This window comes from uncultured Acinetobacter sp. (assembly GCF_947626835.1).
Lineage (GTDB): Bacteria > Pseudomonadota > Gammaproteobacteria > Pseudomonadales > Moraxellaceae > Acinetobacter.
This window is the reverse complement of the sequence record NZ_CANQTS010000012.1, coordinates 1-18,295: the sequence shown is the minus strand read 5'-3', so window position 1 is coordinate 18,295 and position 18,295 is coordinate 1. Positions and strand designations below refer to the sequence as shown.

22 protein-coding genes are annotated in these 18,295 nt (G+C 42.0%); 14 read left to right on the top strand and 8 right to left on the bottom strand.

Annotation, left to right across the window (positions count from 1 at the left end):
• Positions 1–41 precede the first annotated feature (41 nt).
• The 3 genes from gspF (at position 42) to Q0Z55_RS06770 (ending at position 2,341) form a co-directional block, all read left to right on the top strand.
• On the top strand, positions 42–1,247 hold the full coding sequence (gspF, locus tag Q0Z55_RS06780) for a type II secretion system inner membrane protein GspF (RefSeq protein WP_297426086.1): 1,206 nt from the start codon (positions 42–44) through the stop codon (positions 1,245–1,247).
• Between the two features lie 10 nt (positions 1,248–1,257).
• The gene (gene gspG, locus Q0Z55_RS06775; protein ID WP_297426082.1) at positions 1,258–1,722 is read left to right on the top strand and encodes a type II secretion system major pseudopilin GspG; all 465 of its coding nucleotides are present in this window, start codon (positions 1,258–1,260) and stop codon (positions 1,720–1,722) included.
• A 283-nt stretch (positions 1,723–2,005) separates the two neighbouring features.
• Positions 2,006–2,341 carry a hypothetical protein gene (locus tag Q0Z55_RS06770; RefSeq protein WP_297426079.1) on the top strand — a complete coding sequence of 112 codons (336 nt, stop codon included), beginning with the start codon at positions 2,006–2,008 and terminating at the stop codon, positions 2,339–2,341.
• 34 nt (positions 2,342–2,375) lie between these two features.
• Here Q0Z55_RS06770 and lnt read toward each other — a convergent pair whose 3' ends face one another.
• Positions 2,376–3,935, bottom strand: a complete 1,560-nt coding sequence (lnt, locus tag Q0Z55_RS06765; RefSeq protein WP_297426076.1) for an apolipoprotein N-acyltransferase — start codon at positions 3,933–3,935, stop codon at positions 2,376–2,378.
• Positions 3,932–4,771, bottom strand: coding sequence for a transporter associated domain-containing protein (locus tag Q0Z55_RS06760; RefSeq protein WP_297426073.1), 840 nt, complete (start codon positions 4,769–4,771; stop codon positions 3,932–3,934). The genes lnt and Q0Z55_RS06760 overlap by 4 nt, the downstream gene beginning before the upstream one ends.
• A 156-nt stretch (positions 4,772–4,927) precedes the next feature.
• Between Q0Z55_RS06760 and tusA the strand changes: the two genes are divergently transcribed.
• A complete protein-coding gene (tusA, locus tag Q0Z55_RS06755) occupies positions 4,928–5,179 on the top strand; it encodes a sulfurtransferase TusA (RefSeq protein WP_297426070.1) in 252 nt (83 codons plus the stop codon).
• Between the two features lie 120 nt (positions 5,180–5,299).
• On the opposite strand, the gene Q0Z55_RS06750 is transcribed toward tusA, so the two are convergent.
• Positions 5,300–7,012: an electron transfer flavoprotein-ubiquinone oxidoreductase gene (locus Q0Z55_RS06750; protein ID WP_297426068.1), complete on the bottom strand. Its 1,713-nt coding sequence runs from the start codon at positions 7,010–7,012 to the stop codon at positions 5,300–5,302.
• A 185-nt stretch (positions 7,013–7,197) separates the two neighbouring features.
• Between Q0Z55_RS06750 and Q0Z55_RS06745 the strand changes: the two genes are divergently transcribed.
• From Q0Z55_RS06745 to Q0Z55_RS06725, 5 genes are all read left to right on the top strand, one after another.
• Complete coding sequence (locus tag Q0Z55_RS06745) at positions 7,198–7,809, top strand: DUF1285 domain-containing protein (protein ID WP_297426063.1); 612 nt, start codon at positions 7,198–7,200, stop codon at positions 7,807–7,809.
• 40 nt (positions 7,810–7,849) lie between these two features.
• A complete protein-coding gene (gene murI / locus Q0Z55_RS06740) occupies positions 7,850–8,716 on the top strand; it encodes a glutamate racemase (RefSeq protein WP_297426060.1) in 867 nt (288 codons plus the stop codon).
• Between the two features lie 40 nt (positions 8,717–8,756).
• The gene (locus Q0Z55_RS06735; protein WP_297426182.1) at positions 8,757–9,785 is read left to right on the top strand and encodes a DUF4062 domain-containing protein; all 1,029 of its coding nucleotides are present in this window, start codon (positions 8,757–8,759) and stop codon (positions 9,783–9,785) included.
• Between the two features lie 63 nt (positions 9,786–9,848).
• A complete protein-coding gene (gene hemH, locus Q0Z55_RS06730; protein WP_297426057.1) occupies positions 9,849–10,868 on the top strand; it encodes a ferrochelatase in 1,020 nt (339 codons plus the stop codon).
• Between the two features lie 9 nt (positions 10,869–10,877).
• Positions 10,878–11,522: an MBL fold metallo-hydrolase gene (locus Q0Z55_RS06725; RefSeq protein ID WP_297426054.1), complete on the top strand. Its 645-nt coding sequence runs from the start codon at positions 10,878–10,880 to the stop codon at positions 11,520–11,522.
• A 31-nt stretch (positions 11,523–11,553) separates the two neighbouring features.
• Here the strand turns inward: Q0Z55_RS06725 and Q0Z55_RS06720 are convergent, their stop codons facing one another.
• Positions 11,554–11,733, bottom strand: coding sequence for a hypothetical protein (locus Q0Z55_RS06720; RefSeq protein WP_297426051.1), 180 nt, complete (start codon positions 11,731–11,733; stop codon positions 11,554–11,556).
• 114 nt (positions 11,734–11,847) lie between these two features.
• Positions 11,848–12,033 carry a DNA gyrase inhibitor YacG gene (locus Q0Z55_RS06715; protein ID WP_297426048.1) on the bottom strand — a complete coding sequence of 62 codons (186 nt, stop codon included), beginning with the start codon at positions 12,031–12,033 and terminating at the stop codon, positions 11,848–11,850.
• An 80-nt stretch (positions 12,034–12,113) separates the two neighbouring features.
• On the opposite strand from Q0Z55_RS06715, the gene Q0Z55_RS06710 reads away from it, so the two are divergent.
• A complete protein-coding gene (locus tag Q0Z55_RS06710) occupies positions 12,114–12,755 on the top strand; it encodes an SAM-dependent methyltransferase (RefSeq protein ID WP_297426179.1) in 642 nt (213 codons plus the stop codon).
• Between the two features lie 3 nt (positions 12,756–12,758).
• A complete protein-coding gene (locus tag Q0Z55_RS06705) occupies positions 12,759–13,961 on the top strand; it encodes a TIGR03862 family flavoprotein (protein ID WP_297426045.1) in 1,203 nt (400 codons plus the stop codon).
• Here the strand turns inward: Q0Z55_RS06705 and Q0Z55_RS06700 are convergent.
• Both Q0Z55_RS06700 and Q0Z55_RS06695 read right to left on the bottom strand, forming a co-directional pair.
• Positions 13,958–14,476 carry a hypothetical protein gene (locus Q0Z55_RS06700; RefSeq protein ID WP_297426042.1) on the bottom strand — a complete coding sequence of 173 codons (519 nt, stop codon included), beginning with the start codon at positions 14,474–14,476 and terminating at the stop codon, positions 13,958–13,960. The two genes, Q0Z55_RS06705 and Q0Z55_RS06700, sit on opposite strands and share 4 nt — an antisense overlap.
• A 19-nt stretch (positions 14,477–14,495) precedes the next feature.
• Positions 14,496–15,272: a class I SAM-dependent methyltransferase gene (locus Q0Z55_RS06695; RefSeq protein ID WP_297426039.1), complete on the bottom strand. Its 777-nt coding sequence runs from the start codon at positions 15,270–15,272 to the stop codon at positions 14,496–14,498.
• A 121-nt stretch (positions 15,273–15,393) separates the two neighbouring features.
• Here Q0Z55_RS06695 and Q0Z55_RS06690 point away from each other — a divergent pair, with 121 nt between their 5' ends.
• The 3 genes from Q0Z55_RS06690 (at position 15,394) to Q0Z55_RS06680 (ending at position 18,002) form a co-directional block, all read left to right on the top strand.
• Positions 15,394–16,659, top strand: a complete 1,266-nt coding sequence (locus Q0Z55_RS06690) for a hypothetical protein (protein ID WP_297426036.1) — start codon at positions 15,394–15,396, stop codon at positions 16,657–16,659.
• Positions 16,660–16,773: 114 nt separating this feature from the next.
• A complete protein-coding gene (locus Q0Z55_RS06685) occupies positions 16,774–16,968 on the top strand; it encodes a hypothetical protein (RefSeq protein ID WP_297426033.1) in 195 nt (64 codons plus the stop codon).
• Positions 16,969–17,045: 77 nt separating this feature from the next.
• Positions 17,046–18,002, top strand: coding sequence for a 2-hydroxyacid dehydrogenase (locus Q0Z55_RS06680; RefSeq protein ID WP_297426030.1), 957 nt, complete (start codon positions 17,046–17,048; stop codon positions 18,000–18,002).
• Positions 18,003–18,032: 30 nt separating this feature from the next.
• On the opposite strand, the gene Q0Z55_RS06675 is transcribed toward Q0Z55_RS06680, so the two are convergent.
• Positions 18,033–18,295 (bottom strand): hypothetical protein (locus Q0Z55_RS06675; RefSeq protein WP_297426026.1); only part of this gene is annotated, 263 nt, incomplete at its 5' end.

Sequence of the window (18,295 nt, the reverse complement as noted above, 5' to 3'; positions counted from 1 at the left end):
TGAAGTTCAGGGATTTTTTTAGGAAAAATTAGAGCATTCACATGCCTGCATATCAATTTACTGCGCTTGATGCTGCAGGAAAACAACATAAAGGCGTACTTGAAGCCGACTCGGCACGCCAAATTCGACAGCAATTGCGCGATCAACAGTTACAACCCATTCGTGTAGAGCCGGTAGAACAACAACAAGATGCAAGCCAACGTGCATGGTGGCATAAAAAAGTCAGCGCTTATGATTTAGCACTCATGACCCGTCAGTTGTCTGTGTTAATTGCCGCCTCGATTCCTTTAGAAGAAGCATTACGTGCGGTCAGTAAACAAAGTGAAAAAGCCCATGTGCGTAATGTCTTAATTGCAGTACGTTCAAAAGTACTTGAAGGTTATTCATTGGCCAAAGCCCTTGATCAAGCCGGACGTTTTCCTGAACTTTATATTGCCACCATTGCCGCAGGTGAACGCTCAGGGCATTTAGATCTAATTTTGGAACAGTTGGCCGATTACACCGAAAATCGTTTTGCCATGCAAAAAAAGATTCAGGGTGCCATGATCTACCCGATCATTTTAATGCTGATGTCGTTTGCAATTGTTATGGGTTTAATGACCTATGTGGTGCCGGATATTGTTAAAACCTTTGACCAAAATCCTGAAGCCTTGCCGTGGATTACCGTGGCTTTAATGCAAGCGAGTGATTTAATCCGTGTGGCATGGCCTGCAATGTTGGTCATGAGTGTGGTGGGTGGCCTGTTATGGCTACGCTTTTTAAAAACCGATGCAGGACATTATGCGTTTGACCGTTTGATTTTAAAATTGCCCTTATTGGGGAAATTATCGCGTGGCATTAATGCCGCACGCTTTGCCAGTACCTTATCTATTTTGACCCAATCGGGTGTTCCGCTTGTGGATGCACTTAAAATTGCCGCAGCGGTGAGTAATAATTGGGTGATTCGTGATGCTGTGAATCTAGCAGCAGAAAAAGTCACCGAAGGGGGCAACTTAGGTACGCAATTAGAGCGCAGTAGTTATTTTCCACCCATGATGGTACAAATGATCAAAAGCGGTGAAAGCTCAGGTGAGTTAGATCGCATGTTAGAGCGCTCATCGACCATGCAAGATCGCGAAGTCACCAGTTTAATTAGCACTTTATTGGCTTTGCTTGAGCCGTTAATGTTGGTGCTCATGGCCAGTATTGTGTTGGTGATTGTGATTGCCGTGATGCTGCCGATTGTCAATATGAATAATATGATTTAATAAAATGTGTATGAACGAGATGAACATGAATACAGCAAAATATAACATGCCACGTCTAAAACGTGCCGCGGGTTTTACCCTGATTGAAGTGATGGTGGTGATTGTAATTTTAGGCGTGTTAGCTGCCTTAATCGTACCCAATGTAATGGGACGTGGTGAAAAAGCCAAAGTGGATACCACCGCTATTACCTTAAAAGGCGTGGCAGGTGCATTGGATCAATATAAGTTAGACAACAGTCGTTATCCAAGCATGCAAGATGGTGGTTTAGAAGCATTGGTCACGCAGCCTGAGTCAGCCAAAAATTGGATGCCAGGCGGCTATGTAAAAGGTGGTTATCCAAAAGACAGTTGGGACAATGACCTACAATATATCGCGCCGGGCAGTGAAGGTCGTGCCTTTGATTTATACTCATTTGGTGCCGATGGTCAAGAAGGTGGTGAAGGCACAGATGCCGATATTTACTATCAGCCTTAATTGAGAATCATTCTAAAATTTTAATAGATTGAATATATCACTTCAGTGCATCGATTGTGTCAATCTAGACTGAAGTGATAATACATCTTAATACCATAAATTATATTAAGTTAATGATTTATATAAATTAAAATAATAATTGATAGATGCGACTTATAATAAGAATTATTCCCATATTTAATGATTACAATAATCGAAAAATATGTAGACAAATAGGCTTTTTATTTAAAAAACAAACTCGCATAATGTCCTCATCGCAACGTTTTTGACGAAGGAGGATGGAATGAAAGCGTTAATTTTGTCGGATGAAATCAACCAATTCCATTGGTCTATGTTGAAATCGGTGCTGTTGGTACTGAGCTTATTGCCGATGAGTCAAATGTTTTTAAATGGCTGGCAAGCCACCGAAGGTAGTAGTCAAATTATGGTGGGGTTTTTTGCCATTAGTTTATTTAGTGCCGTCACGCTATTAAGTTTTTACTTTGCTTTACAGGCCACGCTTGCCAAATTACAGCAGCAAGAGATGACGGTGCTTGAGCAGCGTGTAATACAGCTGTATCGTTATGTACCGATGCTATCGCTTGCCAGTATGTTGTCGTATTTAAGTTGTCAGCTGTAAAAAAAACCGAGGCATGAACCTCGGTTTTTGGTAGTTAACGACGTGATTTAAATGACACATCAACTTTCTTTGGTCGGAAGAACCAACCCAACAACAGTAATAACAGTGACACCACAATAATTGGCCAATCACTTAAACGCGTATATAAGGTCTGTCCTTGCATCGCAGGCAACTCACCACGTAATACCACAGCTTGATCCATTGGGGCACGTTTTACGATTTCCCCATGATGATTAATAATAGCGGTTACGCCGGTATTGGTGGCACGAATAAACCAACGACCATTTTCTTTGGCACGCATTTGTACCATTTGCAAATGTTGTAACGGTCCTGCTGTACCGGTAAACCATGCATCATTAGATACGGTCACCAAGAAATCACTTTGACTGGCATTACGACGGGTTAAATTCGGATAAGCCACTTCATAACAAATTGCTGCGCCTAAGTGATGCTGATGAACCTTAAGTGGTGTTTGATCACTGGCACCACGACTAAAGCCACTCATTGATGGGTCATTTTGTAAGGCCGGCAATACCCAACTTAACAGTCCTGACAGTGGAATATATTCACCAAAAGGCACTAAGCGTTGCTTTTTATAAATGCCTTCAGCTTGTGTACCACTGGCCATAATACTGTTATAGAACATGGGATGCTGTTCACGTTGCGATTCGGCCAAATCCCAATACGGAATACCGGTGACCCATGCACTGCCTGTATTTTGTGCTTGCTGTTGCATAGCCGCTAAAAATGGCTGAATGTCAGTTTGGAACATCGGGATCGATGATTCAGGCCAGACAATTAAATCGCGTCCCCATTCGCTACGGGTTAAATCTGCATAAATACTCAAGGTTTTGCCTTGATATTCGGTCAGCCATTTTAAATCTTGAGGAATATTGCCTTGAATCAAAGACACCGAAAGCGGCGCAGTTGCTTTTTGTTTCACAAATTCAATCTGACTGGCTGCCCATGCACCAATGAGTAAAACTGCTGATGGCACTAGCCAAATCAAGCGTTTGCGGCATAACTCGACCAGAGCACAGGCTAAGATAATCACCACAAATGACACGCCAAACACCCCAAACAAAGGTGCATAGCCATCTAAGAAATAACCAGTAAAGGCATAACCTGCAAACAACCATGGGAAACCGGTAAATACCCAAGTTTTTGCCCATTCAAACAATACCCACAATGGCGCAAAGGTCAGCGGTGTTTCAGGGAAAAAGCGACGATAACTCCATGCCTGAAACGCGCTAAATAATCCCATGAGCACAGCCATTACGGCAATCATTAAAATAGCAAGTGGCGCTGCGGTATCACCATACACATGAATTGAGGTATACAGCCAAAACGCACCCACAAACCATAAACCAATGCCATAACTTAAGCCAATGGCAAAAGCATGCACAGGCGAGCGTTTATGCAGCGCTGCATACAGTAAAGCCGGTGAGAGCAGGGCAAGATACCACTGTTCAAAGGGCGCCAAGCTAAAACTAAAAATTGCGCCTGCGATGAGTGCTAAGAGTAAGGGATAAATCAGTGGCAAAGCTTTTTTTTGCTCTACATCACGGGCTAATTTGTTGAAGTACGCTCTCATTGACGCACAGCCTGAATCAATTGAATGCTACGCGCATCGGCTTTTAAAATAGTGAACTGCCAATGGTCAATGGTTACGGTTTGACCTTGTAAATCACTGACCAAGCCAATCTCTTGCAGCAATAAACCGCCCATGGTTTCCACTTCATCGTCAGGGAAATTTGTGTTGAGCATATTGTTAAAGTATTCAATCGGGGTTAGGGCTTGCACTAACCATGTATTGGTAGTTTGTGGGTCTTGATCGGGAACAATATAATCAGATTCGGCATCGGCTGTATCGTGTTCGTCTTCAATTTCACCCACAATTTCTTCTAAGATATCTTCTAAGGTGACTAAACCTGCGGTTGAGCCATATTCATCCACCACAATGGCAATATGCGTTTGGGTGTTTTTTAGCATGCGTAGCACTTGATCTGAACGTGCGCTTTCGGGCACAAATAAAGGCTGACGCATGAGGGCATGTACATGAATACTTTGACCGGGATTTAATAAAAACGGCAATAAATCTTTGGCCAATAAAATCCCCACCACATTGTCGGGCTGTTCTACCGAAAACACCGGAAAACGTGAATGTGCAGACTCAACCAAGACCGGCAAGATATCAATTAACTGATCATCTTCTTGTAAACTGACCATCGCCGGACGTTGGGTCATGACTTCACGAATTTTAGTAGCCGGAAGGTCAAGTACACCTTCTAACATAGCCACTGTGTCGGGTTCTAAAAATCGACGTGAATCTTGTACTAATTTTAGCAATTCATCGCGGGTTTCTGGCGCGGTACCTAACCATTTGCGTAAACCGCGCATACCCCACGATGGGCCTGATTCCTCGTGCATGATCTTTCCTAAAGACTCTTAATATCAAAAAACATAGTTTGAATCATACCGCAGAAACAGCACTTGTCTATGGATAAACATGCCTGAGCTTGGGCAGAATTTAACTTTGCTGAAGATATGTTAAAATAATTGCGGTTTTTTATTCTGAGCGTGGTCATGGCCGATATTGTTCCAAGTATTCAACTTAATACCCGTGGTTTACGTTGTCCTGAACCGGTGATGATGTTGCATCAAGCGATTCGTAAATCCAAATCTGGTGATGTGGTTGAAGTCTTTGCCACCGACAACTCAACCTCATGGGATATTCCTAAATTTTGTATGCATTTAGGGCATGAATTGTTGTTACAAGAAGAATGTCTGGATGAACAAGGCAATAAAGAATTTCATTATTTAGTACAAAAAGGCTAAATCAAAAAATCCCTGCACATGGCAGGGATTTTTTATGCTTTAAGAAAAAGACAGGCTTGTTCTTATGGCACATTACATATTCGGGTATGAGAAGCAATGCTTGGCAAGGTTACACTAACATTACATGTTAGGGTAATTAGGACCACCGCCACCCTCAGGGGTTACCCAAGTAATGTTTTGTGATGGGTCTTTGATATCACAAGTCTTACAATGCACACAGTTGGCCGCGTTAATTTGGAAACGCTTAGAACCATCATCATTGTCCATGATTTCATAAACACCCGCAGGGCAGTAACGCTGAGCAGGCTCATCCCATTTTGGTAAGTTAACGTTCACTGGAATTGAAGCATCGGTCAGTTTTAAATGCGCCGGCTGATTCTCTTCATGTACCGTATTGGATACAAACACAGAAGACAAACGGTCAAAGGTCAGCTTGCCATCTGGTTTTGGATAGTTGGGCTTAAAGTTGACTGCATCGACTGTTTTTAAAGCACTAAAGTCAGGTACTAAGTCATGTAAGGTAAATGGCACTTTAAAGACATTTTGGTCGATAAAGTTAAAGGCACCGCCACCAAAGGTACCAAATTTATGCATGGCAGGGCCAAAGTTACGCGCGTTGTATAACTCTTCTTTGAGCCAACTGTTGTTAAACTTGTCGGTGTAGGCTGTGACTTCTTTAATAAATACGTCATCGCCTTCAGTGACACGGGCAATGGCTAAATCACCACCTTTTTCTACGCCGGCTGCAATGGCTTCAAATACCGCTTCACCACATAACATGCCCGATTTCATGGCTGTGTGTGAGCCTTTGATTTTGGCAAAGTTTAAGAAACCTGCGTCATCACCAATCAGGCAACCACCTGGGAAGGTGAATTTTGGTAGCGCGTTAAAACCGCCTTTGACTACAGCACGTGCGCCATAAGAAATGCGTTTACCGCCTTCTAATACTTGCTTAATTAAAGGATGAGTTTTCCAACGCTGCATTTCCATGAATGGATACATGTGTGGGTTTCGATAAGACAAATCCACAATCATACCCAAGGTCACTTGGTTGTTTTCTGCGTGGTATAACCACCAACCGCCTGACGAACCAGTTTCAGTTAAAGGCCAACCTGCGCCGTGCATCACCGTACCAGCTTTATGCTTGGCAGGGTCAATTTCCCATAGTTCTTTAATACCAATGCCGTAATGTTGAGGGTCGGCATCTTGATCAAGATTAAATTGAGAAATTAAGCGTTTACCTAAATGACCACGGCAGCCTTCAGCAAATAATGTGTATTTGGCATGCAGCTCATAACCCGGCATAAAGTTATGCGTAGGTTCGCCATCTTTACCAATGCCCATGTCGCTGGTTTGAATACCTTTGACTGTACCATCAGCATGATACAAAATTTCAGAAGCAGCAAAGCCTGGGAACACAGACACTTCGAGTTCTTCAGCTTTGGTATTTAACCAACGGACCACGTTACCGAGTGAGATGACATAGTTGCCATCATTGTGCATGGTTTTTGGCACCATCCAATGCGGCACTTCTTTGGCATCTGTGTCTGACATTAAGAAGTAGGTTTTATCTTCTGTCACCGGCACGTTTAATGGTGCGCCTTGTTCTTTCCAATCTGGGAACAATTCATTCATAGCACGTGGTTCTAACACCGCGCCAGATAAAATGTGTGCACCGACTTCGGAGCCCTTTTCCACGACACAAACGGACAAATCGTTTAGGTTATTTTCAATTGCAAGTTGACGAATTTTAATCGCAGCAGAAAGGCCGGCAGGGCCTGCACCAACGATAACAACGTCAAACTCCATCGATTCACGTTCGATGTGTTCCATGTAGGACTCCTCATATTATTTAAGGGTGGCAACCGATGATTTTTAAAATCGGCGCTGCCATGAGTGCTCTGAATACCGCAGCATGATTTGGCATCACACCTTGATTGTGGGTTAGTATAGTTTTAAACCGAGTTCTAGCCAATCGGCAGACTCCTTTTATTTTTACGTCTGACGGGTATTTAACTATGCAAAATCAAAATAATGCTGATCATCCGACGCAAAATTCAGCAAGTCTTGATAATAAAAACTTAAACTCAATAGCACAATACTTAAAAAGTGCACAGGTGGGTCACAAAAAAGCCATACCACCTTTAGCGCAGTGGAATCCACAACACTGTGGCAAGATGGATTTAAAGGTGTTGGCCAATGGCGAATGGTGGCATGAAGGGCAATTGATTCAGCGTAAAGCCTTAACCGATTTATTTGCCAGTGTACTTTGGAAACAGGATCAAAAATTTTATTTAAAAACGCCGGTGGAGATGATTGAAATTGAGGTCGAAGATGAGCCTTTATTGATTCAATCAGCAGCGCAAGTTGAAATTGAAGGCAAGTCTTATATTCAGTTGATGACAGATCATGATGATGTGGTGATTGTTGATGAGGCACATTCAATCTTTATGCGTGACTATCAAGGGCAAATGCGTCCTTATGTACATGTACGTTATGGGATTAACGCTTTAATTGAGCGTGCAGCATTTTTCCATCTCATTGAGATGGGGCAGCTGCTGGAAACTGATCAAGGCACAACAATTTTACAGCTACAAAGTGGTGATTTTTACTTGCAATTACAAAGCTGAGAGTTAAGCTTGTCAGATTCTTTTTCGCACTTTACTGGCTATGAGCACGCGCTATCCTTTACCTGATTTAATCGATCCTATGCCCAAAGCACAAGCTGATGCGCCCATTGGCATCTTTGATTCAGGTATAGGTGGGTTATCGGTGGCACTTGAGATTGCCCATTACCTGCCGCATGAGCGCATTGTATATTTTGCTGATACTGCACATGTGCCTTATGGGCCACGCTCTGATCAAGAGATTCGTGAACTCACCGCACATGCGATTGAATGGTTGTATCGACAAGGCTGTAAAGTGGCGGTGGTGGCGTGTAATACGGCATCGGCATTTAGTTTAGATTACTTACGTGATCACTATGGTGATAACTTTCCGATTATTGGTTTAGTACCGGCTTTAAAACCTGCTGTTTTAAATACTAAAACTAAAAAAGTAGCAGTTTTAGCCACGCCTGCAACCTTCCGCGGTAAATTGATTAAAGATGTTATCGCACGTTTTGCAGAACCTGCTAGGGTAGATGTTGTGGCAGTAACGTGTCTGGACCTAGTGCCTTTTGTTGAGGCCGGCCAGCAGATGAGCGCAGCATGTTTAGATACATTACACAAACTCTTAGCACCACTGATTGAGCAAGGGGTAGATCACTTGGTGTTAGGTTGTACGCATTATCCATTTTTAAAACCTGCAATTGAACATCTGTTTCCAGCACAATTGACCTTGGTGGACTCAGGTTTGGCTGTGGCACGGCAAACGGCAAGAATCTTAATTAAACATGGCTTGCTATGTGCTCAAAGGCAAGAGACAACCAGCCAAATTGATTGCTATGTCAGTGGTGGTAATGCAGTCACGTTAAAACCAATTTTAAATCATTTAATTACAACACAAATGTCATGGACGATTGCTAACTTAAATTAAGCACTTTGGGATGAAGACACAAATGACTTGGGGAATGGGGATGCAGGACAAACGTTATCAGGTGTTTATTGCAACATCAGGGCTTGATATGCTACCTGAGCGTATGACGTTAAGCCAAACATTGATTGGCATGGGATTTTTCTCGTGGGGCTTAGCACAACGTACGCCTGTCACGACTGCTTTTGCGCGTCGTCAGATTGATGAAAGTGATTACCTGATTTTAATATTAGGCAGTCAATATGGTGAGTTGTCAGTTTCGGGAGTCAGCTACTTACATCTTGAATATTTGTATGCCAAAAGTAAGCAAAAACCTATTCTTGTGATTGTGCATGAAGCACCAGAAAGCCGTGCAGCGGCTCTGGCAGATGAGAAAATTGAATCACAACAAAAATTTTATGAATTTCGTCAGCAAGTGTGCAATGAAAATGAGCATATATTTTACTACCGCAGCCTGCGTGATTTAGAGTTGGTATTGCGCCGCCAAATGCCACAAATGCTTGAGCGTTATCCGGCACAAGGTTGGGTGCGACCAGAAGGTACGCAAAAGCTACTGGATGAAATTGAAAAGCTTAAACATCAACTGACGCAACTTGAAGTTGATCAAGGCAAACGTGAAGCTGACCCTGTGCTGAATATTCAAAAAGTGGCCATGCATGATGATTTTGAGTTTGAATATCGCATTCATGCCTATCAAGATGGTAACTTTAAGGAACTTAAACTCATTAAAAAAATCAGTTGGGCACAATTGTTACTGACTTTAAGCGATACCTTTTTGCGTGCCATGCCAGAAGAATATTTCAATAAACGGTTAAATGATTACCTAAACGATACCGCAATTGATCAAGCCCGTTTACAGATGCCACGGGTACATGCGGTGGCACGCGCGCAAATTAATATCCGCGCATTGCATAGTATTAAAGCGCAAATGCGTCGCAATGAATGGATTTGTCCACAAACCCGTGACGAGCGACAACGCTTATTGTGGAAAATGACCCCAAAAGCACAAAAACTGGTCGAGAGTCGTTTGCTCGATAGTCATCGTGTTTCTCAATTAAAATCTTCAAATTAATCCATAGAGTCAAGGTTAAAAAAGCTGTTAAAGTAAGCGCATATTGATGAAGGTGCCAGTTGTATGACGTCGGTAAAAAAACCAAAAGTGAGCATTATTGTTGCCAATTTAGGTACGCCAGACGAAGCCAGCGTTGCTGGGGTACGTCGTTTTTTAGCGCAATTTTTATCAGATCAGCGTGTGATTGAAATTCCAAAACCGATTTGGCAAATCATTTTAAGATTGTTTATTTTACCTTTTCGACCAAAGCGTGTGGCAGAAGCTTATGCCAGTGTTTGGCGTGAAGATTCACCTATGCGTGAGATTTTGTTTGAGCAAGTTAAGCAGATTCAAGCTCAGCTGCCGCAGCAATTCCCGGAATTTGAACTCAATATTGTGCCTGCTATGAGTTATGGTAATCCGGGCATTCAACAGGTACTACAAAATTTAACCCAAGATCCGCATGATCATCTTATTTTATTGCCATTGTTTCCGCAGTATTCAGCCACATCTACCGCACCACTGTATGATGCATTAGCCAAGTGGACTTTAAAGCAACGTAATTTGCCGGGTATTAGTATTGTTCGCGATTATTATCAGCATCCGCTTTATATTCAGGCTTTAGCACAAAGCGTACGTGATTTTAGAGCAGAGCATGGCAGTGCCGATAAACTCTTGATGTCCTTTCATGGTATTCCACAGCCTTATGCTGATAAAGGTGACCCTTATGCTGATCGTTGTCGCAGCACCGCAAAGCTAGTCGCACAGCAGTTAGGTTTAACAGAAGATCAATGGGCGGTGAGTTTCCAATCGCGTTTTGGTAAGCAAGAATGGGTCAAACCTTATACCGATGCTTTGTTAGAAGATTGGGCCAAACAAGGGGTGAAATCGGTACAGATTATGAGTCCAGCTTTTTCTGCCGACTGTTTAGAAACCCTAGAAGAGCTTGCGATTGAAAATGCAGAGAACTTTAAAGCTGCAGGTGGGCAAAGCTATGCCTATATTCCTGCCTTAAACACTCGTAGTGATCATTTACAATTGCTCAGCCATTTGCTTCAAGCTAATCTTGAAGCCTTACGCCAAACTTTGGCCATTTCGCCTTAAGGATTTCCCATGTTGCAAGTTCAAATTGTGCCGGTCACGGCATTTGCCCAAAACTGTTCAATTGTTTGGGATCAAGACAGCAAAGAAGCCATTTTAATTGATGCCGGTGGTGAGCCTGAAAAATTGCAAGGCGTGATTGATGAATTGGGTTTAACCGTAAAAGCTTTATGGCTAACCCATGGGCATTTAGATCATGCTGGTGCAGTAGGTAAACTCAAACAACTTTGGAATGTGCCTGTGATTGGGCCGCATAAAGAAGATGCATTTTGGTTGGATCAAATTCAAGAAGTTTCAGCGCGTTATGGCTTTCCAATTCCAGAAAAAGTGACTGTTGATCAATGGCTTGAAGGTGGTGAAGTCTTAACGCTTGGCAGTGAAGAATTTGAAGTACGCTTTGCCCCAGGTCATACCCCAGGTCATGTGATGTTTTATAACAAAAACTATGGCGTATTATGGACAGGTGATGTGTTGTTTAAAGGCTCAATTGGACGCACAGATTTCCCACGCGGTAACCATCAGCAGTTGCTTGATTCTATTGAACGTGAATGCTTTAGCCTGCCCGATGACACGCAATTTATTTCAGGCCATGGTCCAATATCAACCATTGGACATGAAAAAATGCATAATCCATTTGTGGCAGGCAAAGCTGGCTAACTTAAAAAAGGGTCAAATAATTTGACCCTTTTTAACGAAATGGATGACGATGCACGCGTCCAATTTCTGGAAAAACCAATGCTGCGGCACACTCAAGCAACGCACCAATCACCAAATAAATATGATCGTTTGCGTAGATCCCCATGGCTAAAAAACACATCCCTAATCCGACTAAAGCGGCAAAGGTTAGTTTTAACGTTAATGCTGTCATGTTTATATCCCTCTTATATAAATATGCAACCAAATGATAGAGGGATATTTTGTGTGAAATAAGGATCATTTTCTAGGACAAAATACAACAAAATGCAACATTATCACTATGATCTTAGTGTTGATTTTCATCTGGATCGCCCAAGGCTTGTGGGGCATCTTGGGTTGGGATTTTATATGCATCACTTGCCCAAGCGCCTAAATCAATCAGCTTGCAGCGTTCAGAACAAAATGGACGAAAGTCATTGCATTGCCATGTGGTGGTGTTACCGCAGCGTGGGCATTGGAGTTGAGTTGGCATAATGTATCTTTAACCTCAGCAATAGATTAGGCAAAATCAAGCACACTTGTTAGACTTGTGCTGATTTTTCTAAGTTTGATCTGATTATGCCAATTCGTCAATTTCAAGCCCAACGTATGCGTGCACCACGTGACTTTCAAGCCATCAACAACAGCCCAATTTGTGTAGAAATTGGCGCAGGCAAGGGTAAGCATGCCTTGCTATTTAGCCAAGCCAATCCAGATCGGACTTTAATTGCCATTGAACGTACTCGCGAGAAATTTTTGGCGATGCAAAAGCAGCATCAAATTGAAGGGCAACATAATTTAACACCGGTCCATGCCGATGCCTTACCTTGGGTGGTACATGCTTTATTCCCTCGGCAGGTTGAAGATTTTTTTATTTTGTACCCAAATCCAGAACCGCATAACCCCGCGCAGCGTTGGTTGAATATGCCATTTTTTGAATATTTATTATCGCGTTTAAAAACTGGTGGTCAAATCACCTTAGCCAGTAATATTCCAGAATATATTCAAGAAGCACAGCAGCAATTGATTGATGTGTGGAAACTGCCATTTGTAAAAGAAAAAATTGCCTCAACTTCAGCGCGTACCCATTTTGAAGTGAAATATTTACAGCGTGGTGAATTGTGTCAGCAATTGATTATCACCAAGCCTGTGGGCTATACAACACGTTTTGAAGATTTTGCCCCATTACAAGGGCAGCATGTGGCAGCAGAATAAAGCATGAAACGGATTGCAATTGTGGGTGCTGGGCCGGCAGGCTTAATGGCAGCAGAAGTCTTAAGCCAACTCAATTATCAGGTACAGGTGTTTGAACAAAAGCCTTCAGCGGCGCGTAAATTTTTAATGGCGGGTAAAACCGGTTTAAATATTTCACATGCTGAAGATATAGCGCAGTTTATTCAGCGTTATGACCAATGTGATTGGCTGGCGCCGTGGGTGAAAAAATGGGATGCCAAATGGATCCAAGCTTGGATGCAAGATTTAGGCATTGCTTCGTATGTGGGTTCATCAGGCCGTATTTTTCCCATGGAGATGAAAGCTGCGCCTTTATTGCGTGCGTGGTTAAAACGTCTTAACGCGGCTGGGGTAGAGTTTTTTTATCGTCATCAAGTGAAAAACTTAAACGATCATTGCTTAAGCGTATATGACCTGAAAAATAATTGTTTACGTGAAGAAGAATTTGATGCCATTGTTTTAGCCTGTGGCGCTATATCATGGTCTGCGCTTGGCAGTGATGGCGCATGGCAAGCATGGCTAGATCCTAACAGTATTGCACCTTTTCAAGCCAGTAACGCAGGGGTTGAATATGCGTGGTCTAAGTTTATGCAGCCTGTGTTTGGGCAGCCCTTAAAACGCGTACATGCATGGGTTGAACATGGCGACAAAGCCATGGGTGATATTGTGATTAGCCACTATGGTTTAGAAAGTGGCTTAATCTATAAACAAGGGCGTGCTTTACGTGACATGCAGCAGCAACAAGGCAAGATGTGCTTAAGTTTAGATTTAATGCCTGAATTAAGCCTAGACGAGTTAAGCCAAAAACTTAAGCCAAGTAAAAAGCAGTCTTTGAGCAATATTTGGCGTAAAGCAGGTTTAGATAGTGCCAAAGCCAATTTGGTACGTGAATTGGTTGCAAAAGAAATTTGGCAAGATCATGTTCAATTGGCTGGGGCCATTAAACATTTAACGCTAAGATTAGATGGTTTTCGTCCTATTGAAGAAGCCATTAGTTGTGCAGGTGGTATACGCCGTGAATTTTTTACTGAACACTTGGCACTTAGTACACAGCCACATATCTTTGCATGCGGTGAAATGCTAGATTGGGATGCACCAACAGGCGGTTATCTGCTGACGGCATGTTTTGCCACAGGACGTGCAGCAGGACATGGCGTGCATAGATACCTAAGCCATCTTAAGCCTTAAGGTTGATATTGTGCTTGCCAATGCTCAAGTTGTTGGTGAGCATGTAAAAAATGCCCAATGCCTTGCATAGCAATGTCTTGTTGGCGTAGTGTATTGCTGCCGGTGATTCTGGCTGCATACAATTGATCTTGCTGCTGCCAATATTCATACATAATGCCTTGAATATAACGACCTTGCTCAGTTTTTAAATCTAAATCTTTTAGCATGATTAAAGCTGAGCCAATGTTGTCACGTTTACGCAATAAGGCAAAGTCTTCACTCAACGTGCCTGCCTCACGCATAGCAATTAATTCATCTTCTGTGGCATCACTCATCTCATTAAAACGGTTGTCGTAATCGTTTAAGATGCTAATGTCATGTTGATCATATTGGGTTAAAGCAAAAGTTTTAACTGGTGCGTTGATCAGTTGTTGCATGACGCTATCTTGCGCCTTAGGCGTTTCTACAGGTTCATGACATGCAGCCAAGATTAAACCTGTCAAGATCATTGGCGCTAGCAAATAAAGCATACGCATAACGTGCCCTCATTCTTATTTATGGCAGTTTTTGAAAGTAATAGGCAAAGGTTTGATAGGGAAAGCAAATTTCCTGATCTGCCGTTAAACCAGTATGTTCAAAGACAATCTGTTCAAATTGTTGTTTGAGCTGTTGCTGTTGCTCTTTTGCTAAAGCAGCAATAAAACTGGTCGAAAGCAAACGCTTTGACACCACCTGTTGCACTGTTCCGATGTGTTGGTGTTGTAATACTTGTTGGTCTACCATAGCAAAGAGTGTTTGATCTTCAAAGACTTTTTTCCAATGACCACTATGAAAACGTGGTGTATCACCTTCAAGTGTTTGTATCACATCGGCAAGTGCTTTAACCCATGGCACATTTTCATCTCGTTGATTCCAAATCAAGCCCAAAGCAGCATTGGGTTTTAACACCCGATGGATTTCTTGCAGTGCCGATGTATTGGCAAACCAATGAAAAGATTGCGCACAGGTCACTGCGTCAAACTGCTCAGGCTGAAACGGTAAAGATTCGCTTAAAGTTTGTATGGTATGAATATCAGGGAATTGTTGTTGTAGCTGCTCAAGCATGGCGGCCACGGGGTCGGCTGCAATAATATGTGAGCTGATCGTTTGTAAGTGTGGAATAAATTTACCGGTGCCACTGCCTAGATCTAAAATATGGCTGTTTGAATTGAGCTTTAAGTGTTGTTGTAACCAAGTCTGTATGGTAGGCGGATAACTTGGACGCACATCTTGATACAGTTTTGCCGCTGTAGCAAAGCCTACGGCTGCGGCAGGATGCAATGATTGTGTCATATTTTGTGCTTTTTAATCTTATTGATATCTATAAAATAACACTATTCATCGCGCTGACAAGTAGGTTCGCGGATCGTAACCCTCGTAATAAAAATAAGCGCCTAACGCTTTTGGTTGAAACATGGAAAAACAGATTATTTTTGAAGATGAGCATATTCGTGTGATTTGGATGCCCGGTCAGTCCGAGCAACTAATTTTCTCGTTTGGTGACTTAATTACCCGCGCCAAAGGCAACAACATTAATGCCGAAAAGTCCTTAGCCAAATACCAGTTTAACGTGATTGGCATTATGCCTAAAGAGCGTTCATGGTTTCCGCATAAATCCATGCAAGCCATGCTGATTGCCATTGCACCTATTATGGCAAAATTTAAGCAACGTATTGCTTATGCAGGTTCTATGGGCGGTTATGCTGCGATTAAATATTCACAACAATTGGGCTGTCAGCGTGTGGTGGCCTTAGTGCCGCAATACTCAATTGACCCGCAAGATGTTGATGATCCGCGCTATAACATGTTCTTTCATAAAGACAATAATCAAAATATGCGGGTTACTACACAGGATGTCAGCACAGAGTGCGAGTACATTATTGTTTATGATCCGTATTGTGTTGAAGATCGTCGTCATTATGAAAAATTAAAAGCAGTTTTACCCAATTTACATACTTTAAACTTGCCATTTACCGGACATGATGCGATTGCCATTTTGGCCAGTTCAGAGCTTTTGCATGACTTTTTAACGCGTGAATTTGATGCAGAGTTTTTCTATCAAAAAATGCGTCAGGTCAAAAAAAATAGTAAGTTTTATTATCGTAAAGTGATTGAAAACCTGTTACCGCGGCATCGCTTTGCTTTAGGGAAAATTTTAAAAAATAACCATTTGGCACTCGATCAGCAATTTTTTGACAACAAGCTCAAACAAAGTTTAGTGCGTGAATTACTCAGTAATAAACAAGTGAGTCAGCAAGATCTTGAAAAATTAGGCATTCAATTTAACTTGCCACAAGAAAATCACAATCATTTGCTGGATAGTTTTGGTCATGCCTTAGTGTTTAATGCCATTAGCCAAAACATTGAAAGCTATACCTTTGATGCCATTAATTTAAACCATAAATTTTTGATTCCTATTTATGCACAGCACAATGCTTTGGTGCGCATTTTGGTCAATGACGAAGTGTATTTAATTACCATGAATGATCGTCATGTAATGAAATTGTGCAAAGTCCAAGATCCATTGGGTGTCGGCATGCATCCTTTAATGCTAAAAAAATATAGCGACTATTATGTGATTAGCTATAAGGATTTGAATTTGCACAGTAATGAGTTTGGTGCTACCGAATTTAGCCCGCATTTAGACGAGCAAAGCCAATTTGTCACGCAAATTGATTAAGCAGCAACTGTGCCAAATCGGCTTGCACTTAGGTCTAGCATGGCACAGCTTGCTTTTATCACTAGATGACTTAAGATCAAAGAGCAGGCATATCTATGACACAAGGAGAGTCAAATGCCAAAAGCATTGTCAGTGTTACTGCTCCTGATGGGTGCATGCTTACCCAATATCGCTTTTGCTGAAACCTTAGGTGCACCGGTTTATTTGACCATGGCAAGTGGACTGCTATTGTTATTGGGTTTAGCGACCTATGTGGTCAAACAGATGCGTTATCTCATTCGTCAACATAGTAATAAGCCTGTGGAATAAGCAGGCTTTTTTAATGCTTGAATAAGGACAATTAAATTGGGTTTAATGGGATTTTGCAGTGTGTAGGATCGACCCCCATGCAGGCGGTATTTTTAGATTATCAATCCTTAGATCAAAACGATTTAGATTTTAGCGGTTTAAGCCAAGTTTTTAGCCACTTAGCGCTATTTGCAAGCACCAGTCCAGAAGACGTCTTATCACGCATTCAAAATGTGGATGTGGTGATGACCAATAAAGTTAAACTTGATGCAGCTGTCTTAAAGCAATGCCCACAACTTAAGTTAATTTTAATTTCAGCCACTGGTACCAACAATGTAGATTTAGCACAAGCTCGCGCCCAAGGCATTGTGGTGTGTAATTGCCAAGGGTATGGCACAGCCGCTGTGGCACAACATACTTTAATGCTGATGCTAAATTTAGCCACCTCATTTTTAAAATACGACCGTGCAGTACGTGAGGGTAAATGGCAGCAAGCGCAGCAATTTTGTTTGCTTGATTTTCCGATCTCTGAATTATCAGGTAAAACTTTAGGGATTGTCGGTTTTGGTGAGTTGGGTCAAGCCGTAGCAAAACTTGCCGAAGCTTTTGGCATGAAAATTTTGGTGGCACAGTTGCCAAACCGTCCGTCCGTACAAGGGCGTATGACTTTAGATGAGCTGTTATCGCAAGTAGATTTTTTAAGCTTACATTGTCCACTGACCGACGAAACCCGTGATTTAATTGCTGAAGCAGAATTGTCAAAGATGAAGCCTTCCGCCTTTTTAATTAATTGTGCTCGTGGTGGTATTGTCAATGAAGCGGCACTCAAAGCTTCTTTAATTAATAAAACTATTGCAGGGGCTGCCACAGACGTTTTAAGCGTTGAGCCACCTGTAGCAGGCAATCTATTATTAGATGATGATAGTATCCCTAATTTAATCATTACACCGCATAGTGCATGGGGAAGTGTAGATGCACGGCAAAGTATTGTGACGCAAATGATTGAAAACCTATTGGCATTTCAACAAGGACAACCGATTCGCCAAGTCAATTAAAACTACAAGCCGTGCTATGCACGGCTTAGGTTATAGATGTAGGGTTTTTAATAAATCATCTTCAATTTCAATGGGGATTTCTTCAATAATAATTTGTGGTTCTTTTTTATTTGGTTGCTGACCAACAAAATTATTGGGTAAGGTTGGGTGAATTTGTTGCATTAAATCTAAAGTAGATTGAGCTTGTATTATGCCAACGTCAGACTGTGCTGTAGATGCTGTAGATGCTGTAGATGCTGTAGATGCTGTAGATGCTGTAGATGCTGTAGATGCTGTAGATGCTGTAGATGCTG

Excerpts from the sequence above, each read along its gene's own strand:
- gspF (WP_297426086.1), top strand. The coding sequence starts at position 42 with ATGCCTGCATATCAATTTACTGCGCTTGATGCTGCAGGAAAACAACAT.
- gspG (WP_297426082.1), top strand. The coding sequence starts at position 1,258 with ATGAACGAGATGAACATGAATACAGCAAAATATAACATGCCACGTCTA.
- Q0Z55_RS06770 (WP_297426079.1), top strand. The coding sequence starts at position 2,006 with ATGAAAGCGTTAATTTTGTCGGATGAAATCAACCAATTCCATTGGTCT.
- lnt (WP_297426076.1), bottom strand. The coding sequence starts at position 3,935 with ATGAGAGCGTACTTCAACAAATTAGCCCGTGATGTAGAGCAAAAAAAA.
- Q0Z55_RS06760 (WP_297426073.1), bottom strand. The coding sequence starts at position 4,771 with ATGCACGAGGAATCAGGCCCATCGTGGGGTATGCGCGGTTTACGCAAA.
- tusA (WP_297426070.1), top strand. The coding sequence starts at position 4,928 with ATGGCCGATATTGTTCCAAGTATTCAACTTAATACCCGTGGTTTACGT.
- Q0Z55_RS06750 (WP_297426068.1), bottom strand. The coding sequence starts at position 7,012 with ATGGAACACATCGAACGTGAATCGATGGAGTTTGACGTTGTTATCGTT.
- Q0Z55_RS06745 (WP_297426063.1), top strand. The coding sequence starts at position 7,198 with ATGCAAAATCAAAATAATGCTGATCATCCGACGCAAAATTCAGCAAGT.
- murI (WP_297426060.1), top strand. The coding sequence starts at position 7,850 with ATGAGCACGCGCTATCCTTTACCTGATTTAATCGATCCTATGCCCAAA.
- Q0Z55_RS06735 (WP_297426182.1), top strand. The coding sequence starts at position 8,757 with ATGCAGGACAAACGTTATCAGGTGTTTATTGCAACATCAGGGCTTGAT.
- hemH (WP_297426057.1), top strand. The coding sequence starts at position 9,849 with ATGACGTCGGTAAAAAAACCAAAAGTGAGCATTATTGTTGCCAATTTA.
- Q0Z55_RS06725 (WP_297426054.1), top strand. The coding sequence starts at position 10,878 with ATGTTGCAAGTTCAAATTGTGCCGGTCACGGCATTTGCCCAAAACTGT.
- Q0Z55_RS06720 (WP_297426051.1), bottom strand. The coding sequence starts at position 11,733 with ATGACAGCATTAACGTTAAAACTAACCTTTGCCGCTTTAGTCGGATTA.
- Q0Z55_RS06715 (WP_297426048.1), bottom strand. The coding sequence starts at position 12,033 with ATGCCAACTCAACTCCAATGCCCACGCTGCGGTAACACCACCACATGG.
- Q0Z55_RS06705 (WP_297426045.1), top strand. The coding sequence starts at position 12,759 with ATGAAACGGATTGCAATTGTGGGTGCTGGGCCGGCAGGCTTAATGGCA.
- Q0Z55_RS06700 (WP_297426042.1), bottom strand. The coding sequence starts at position 14,476 with ATGCGTATGCTTTATTTGCTAGCGCCAATGATCTTGACAGGTTTAATC.
- Q0Z55_RS06695 (WP_297426039.1), bottom strand. The coding sequence starts at position 15,272 with ATGACACAATCATTGCATCCTGCCGCAGCCGTAGGCTTTGCTACAGCG.
- Q0Z55_RS06690 (WP_297426036.1), top strand. The coding sequence starts at position 15,394 with ATGGAAAAACAGATTATTTTTGAAGATGAGCATATTCGTGTGATTTGG.
- Q0Z55_RS06685 (WP_297426033.1), top strand. The coding sequence starts at position 16,774 with ATGCCAAAAGCATTGTCAGTGTTACTGCTCCTGATGGGTGCATGCTTA.
- Q0Z55_RS06680 (WP_297426030.1), top strand. The coding sequence starts at position 17,046 with ATGCAGGCGGTATTTTTAGATTATCAATCCTTAGATCAAAACGATTTA.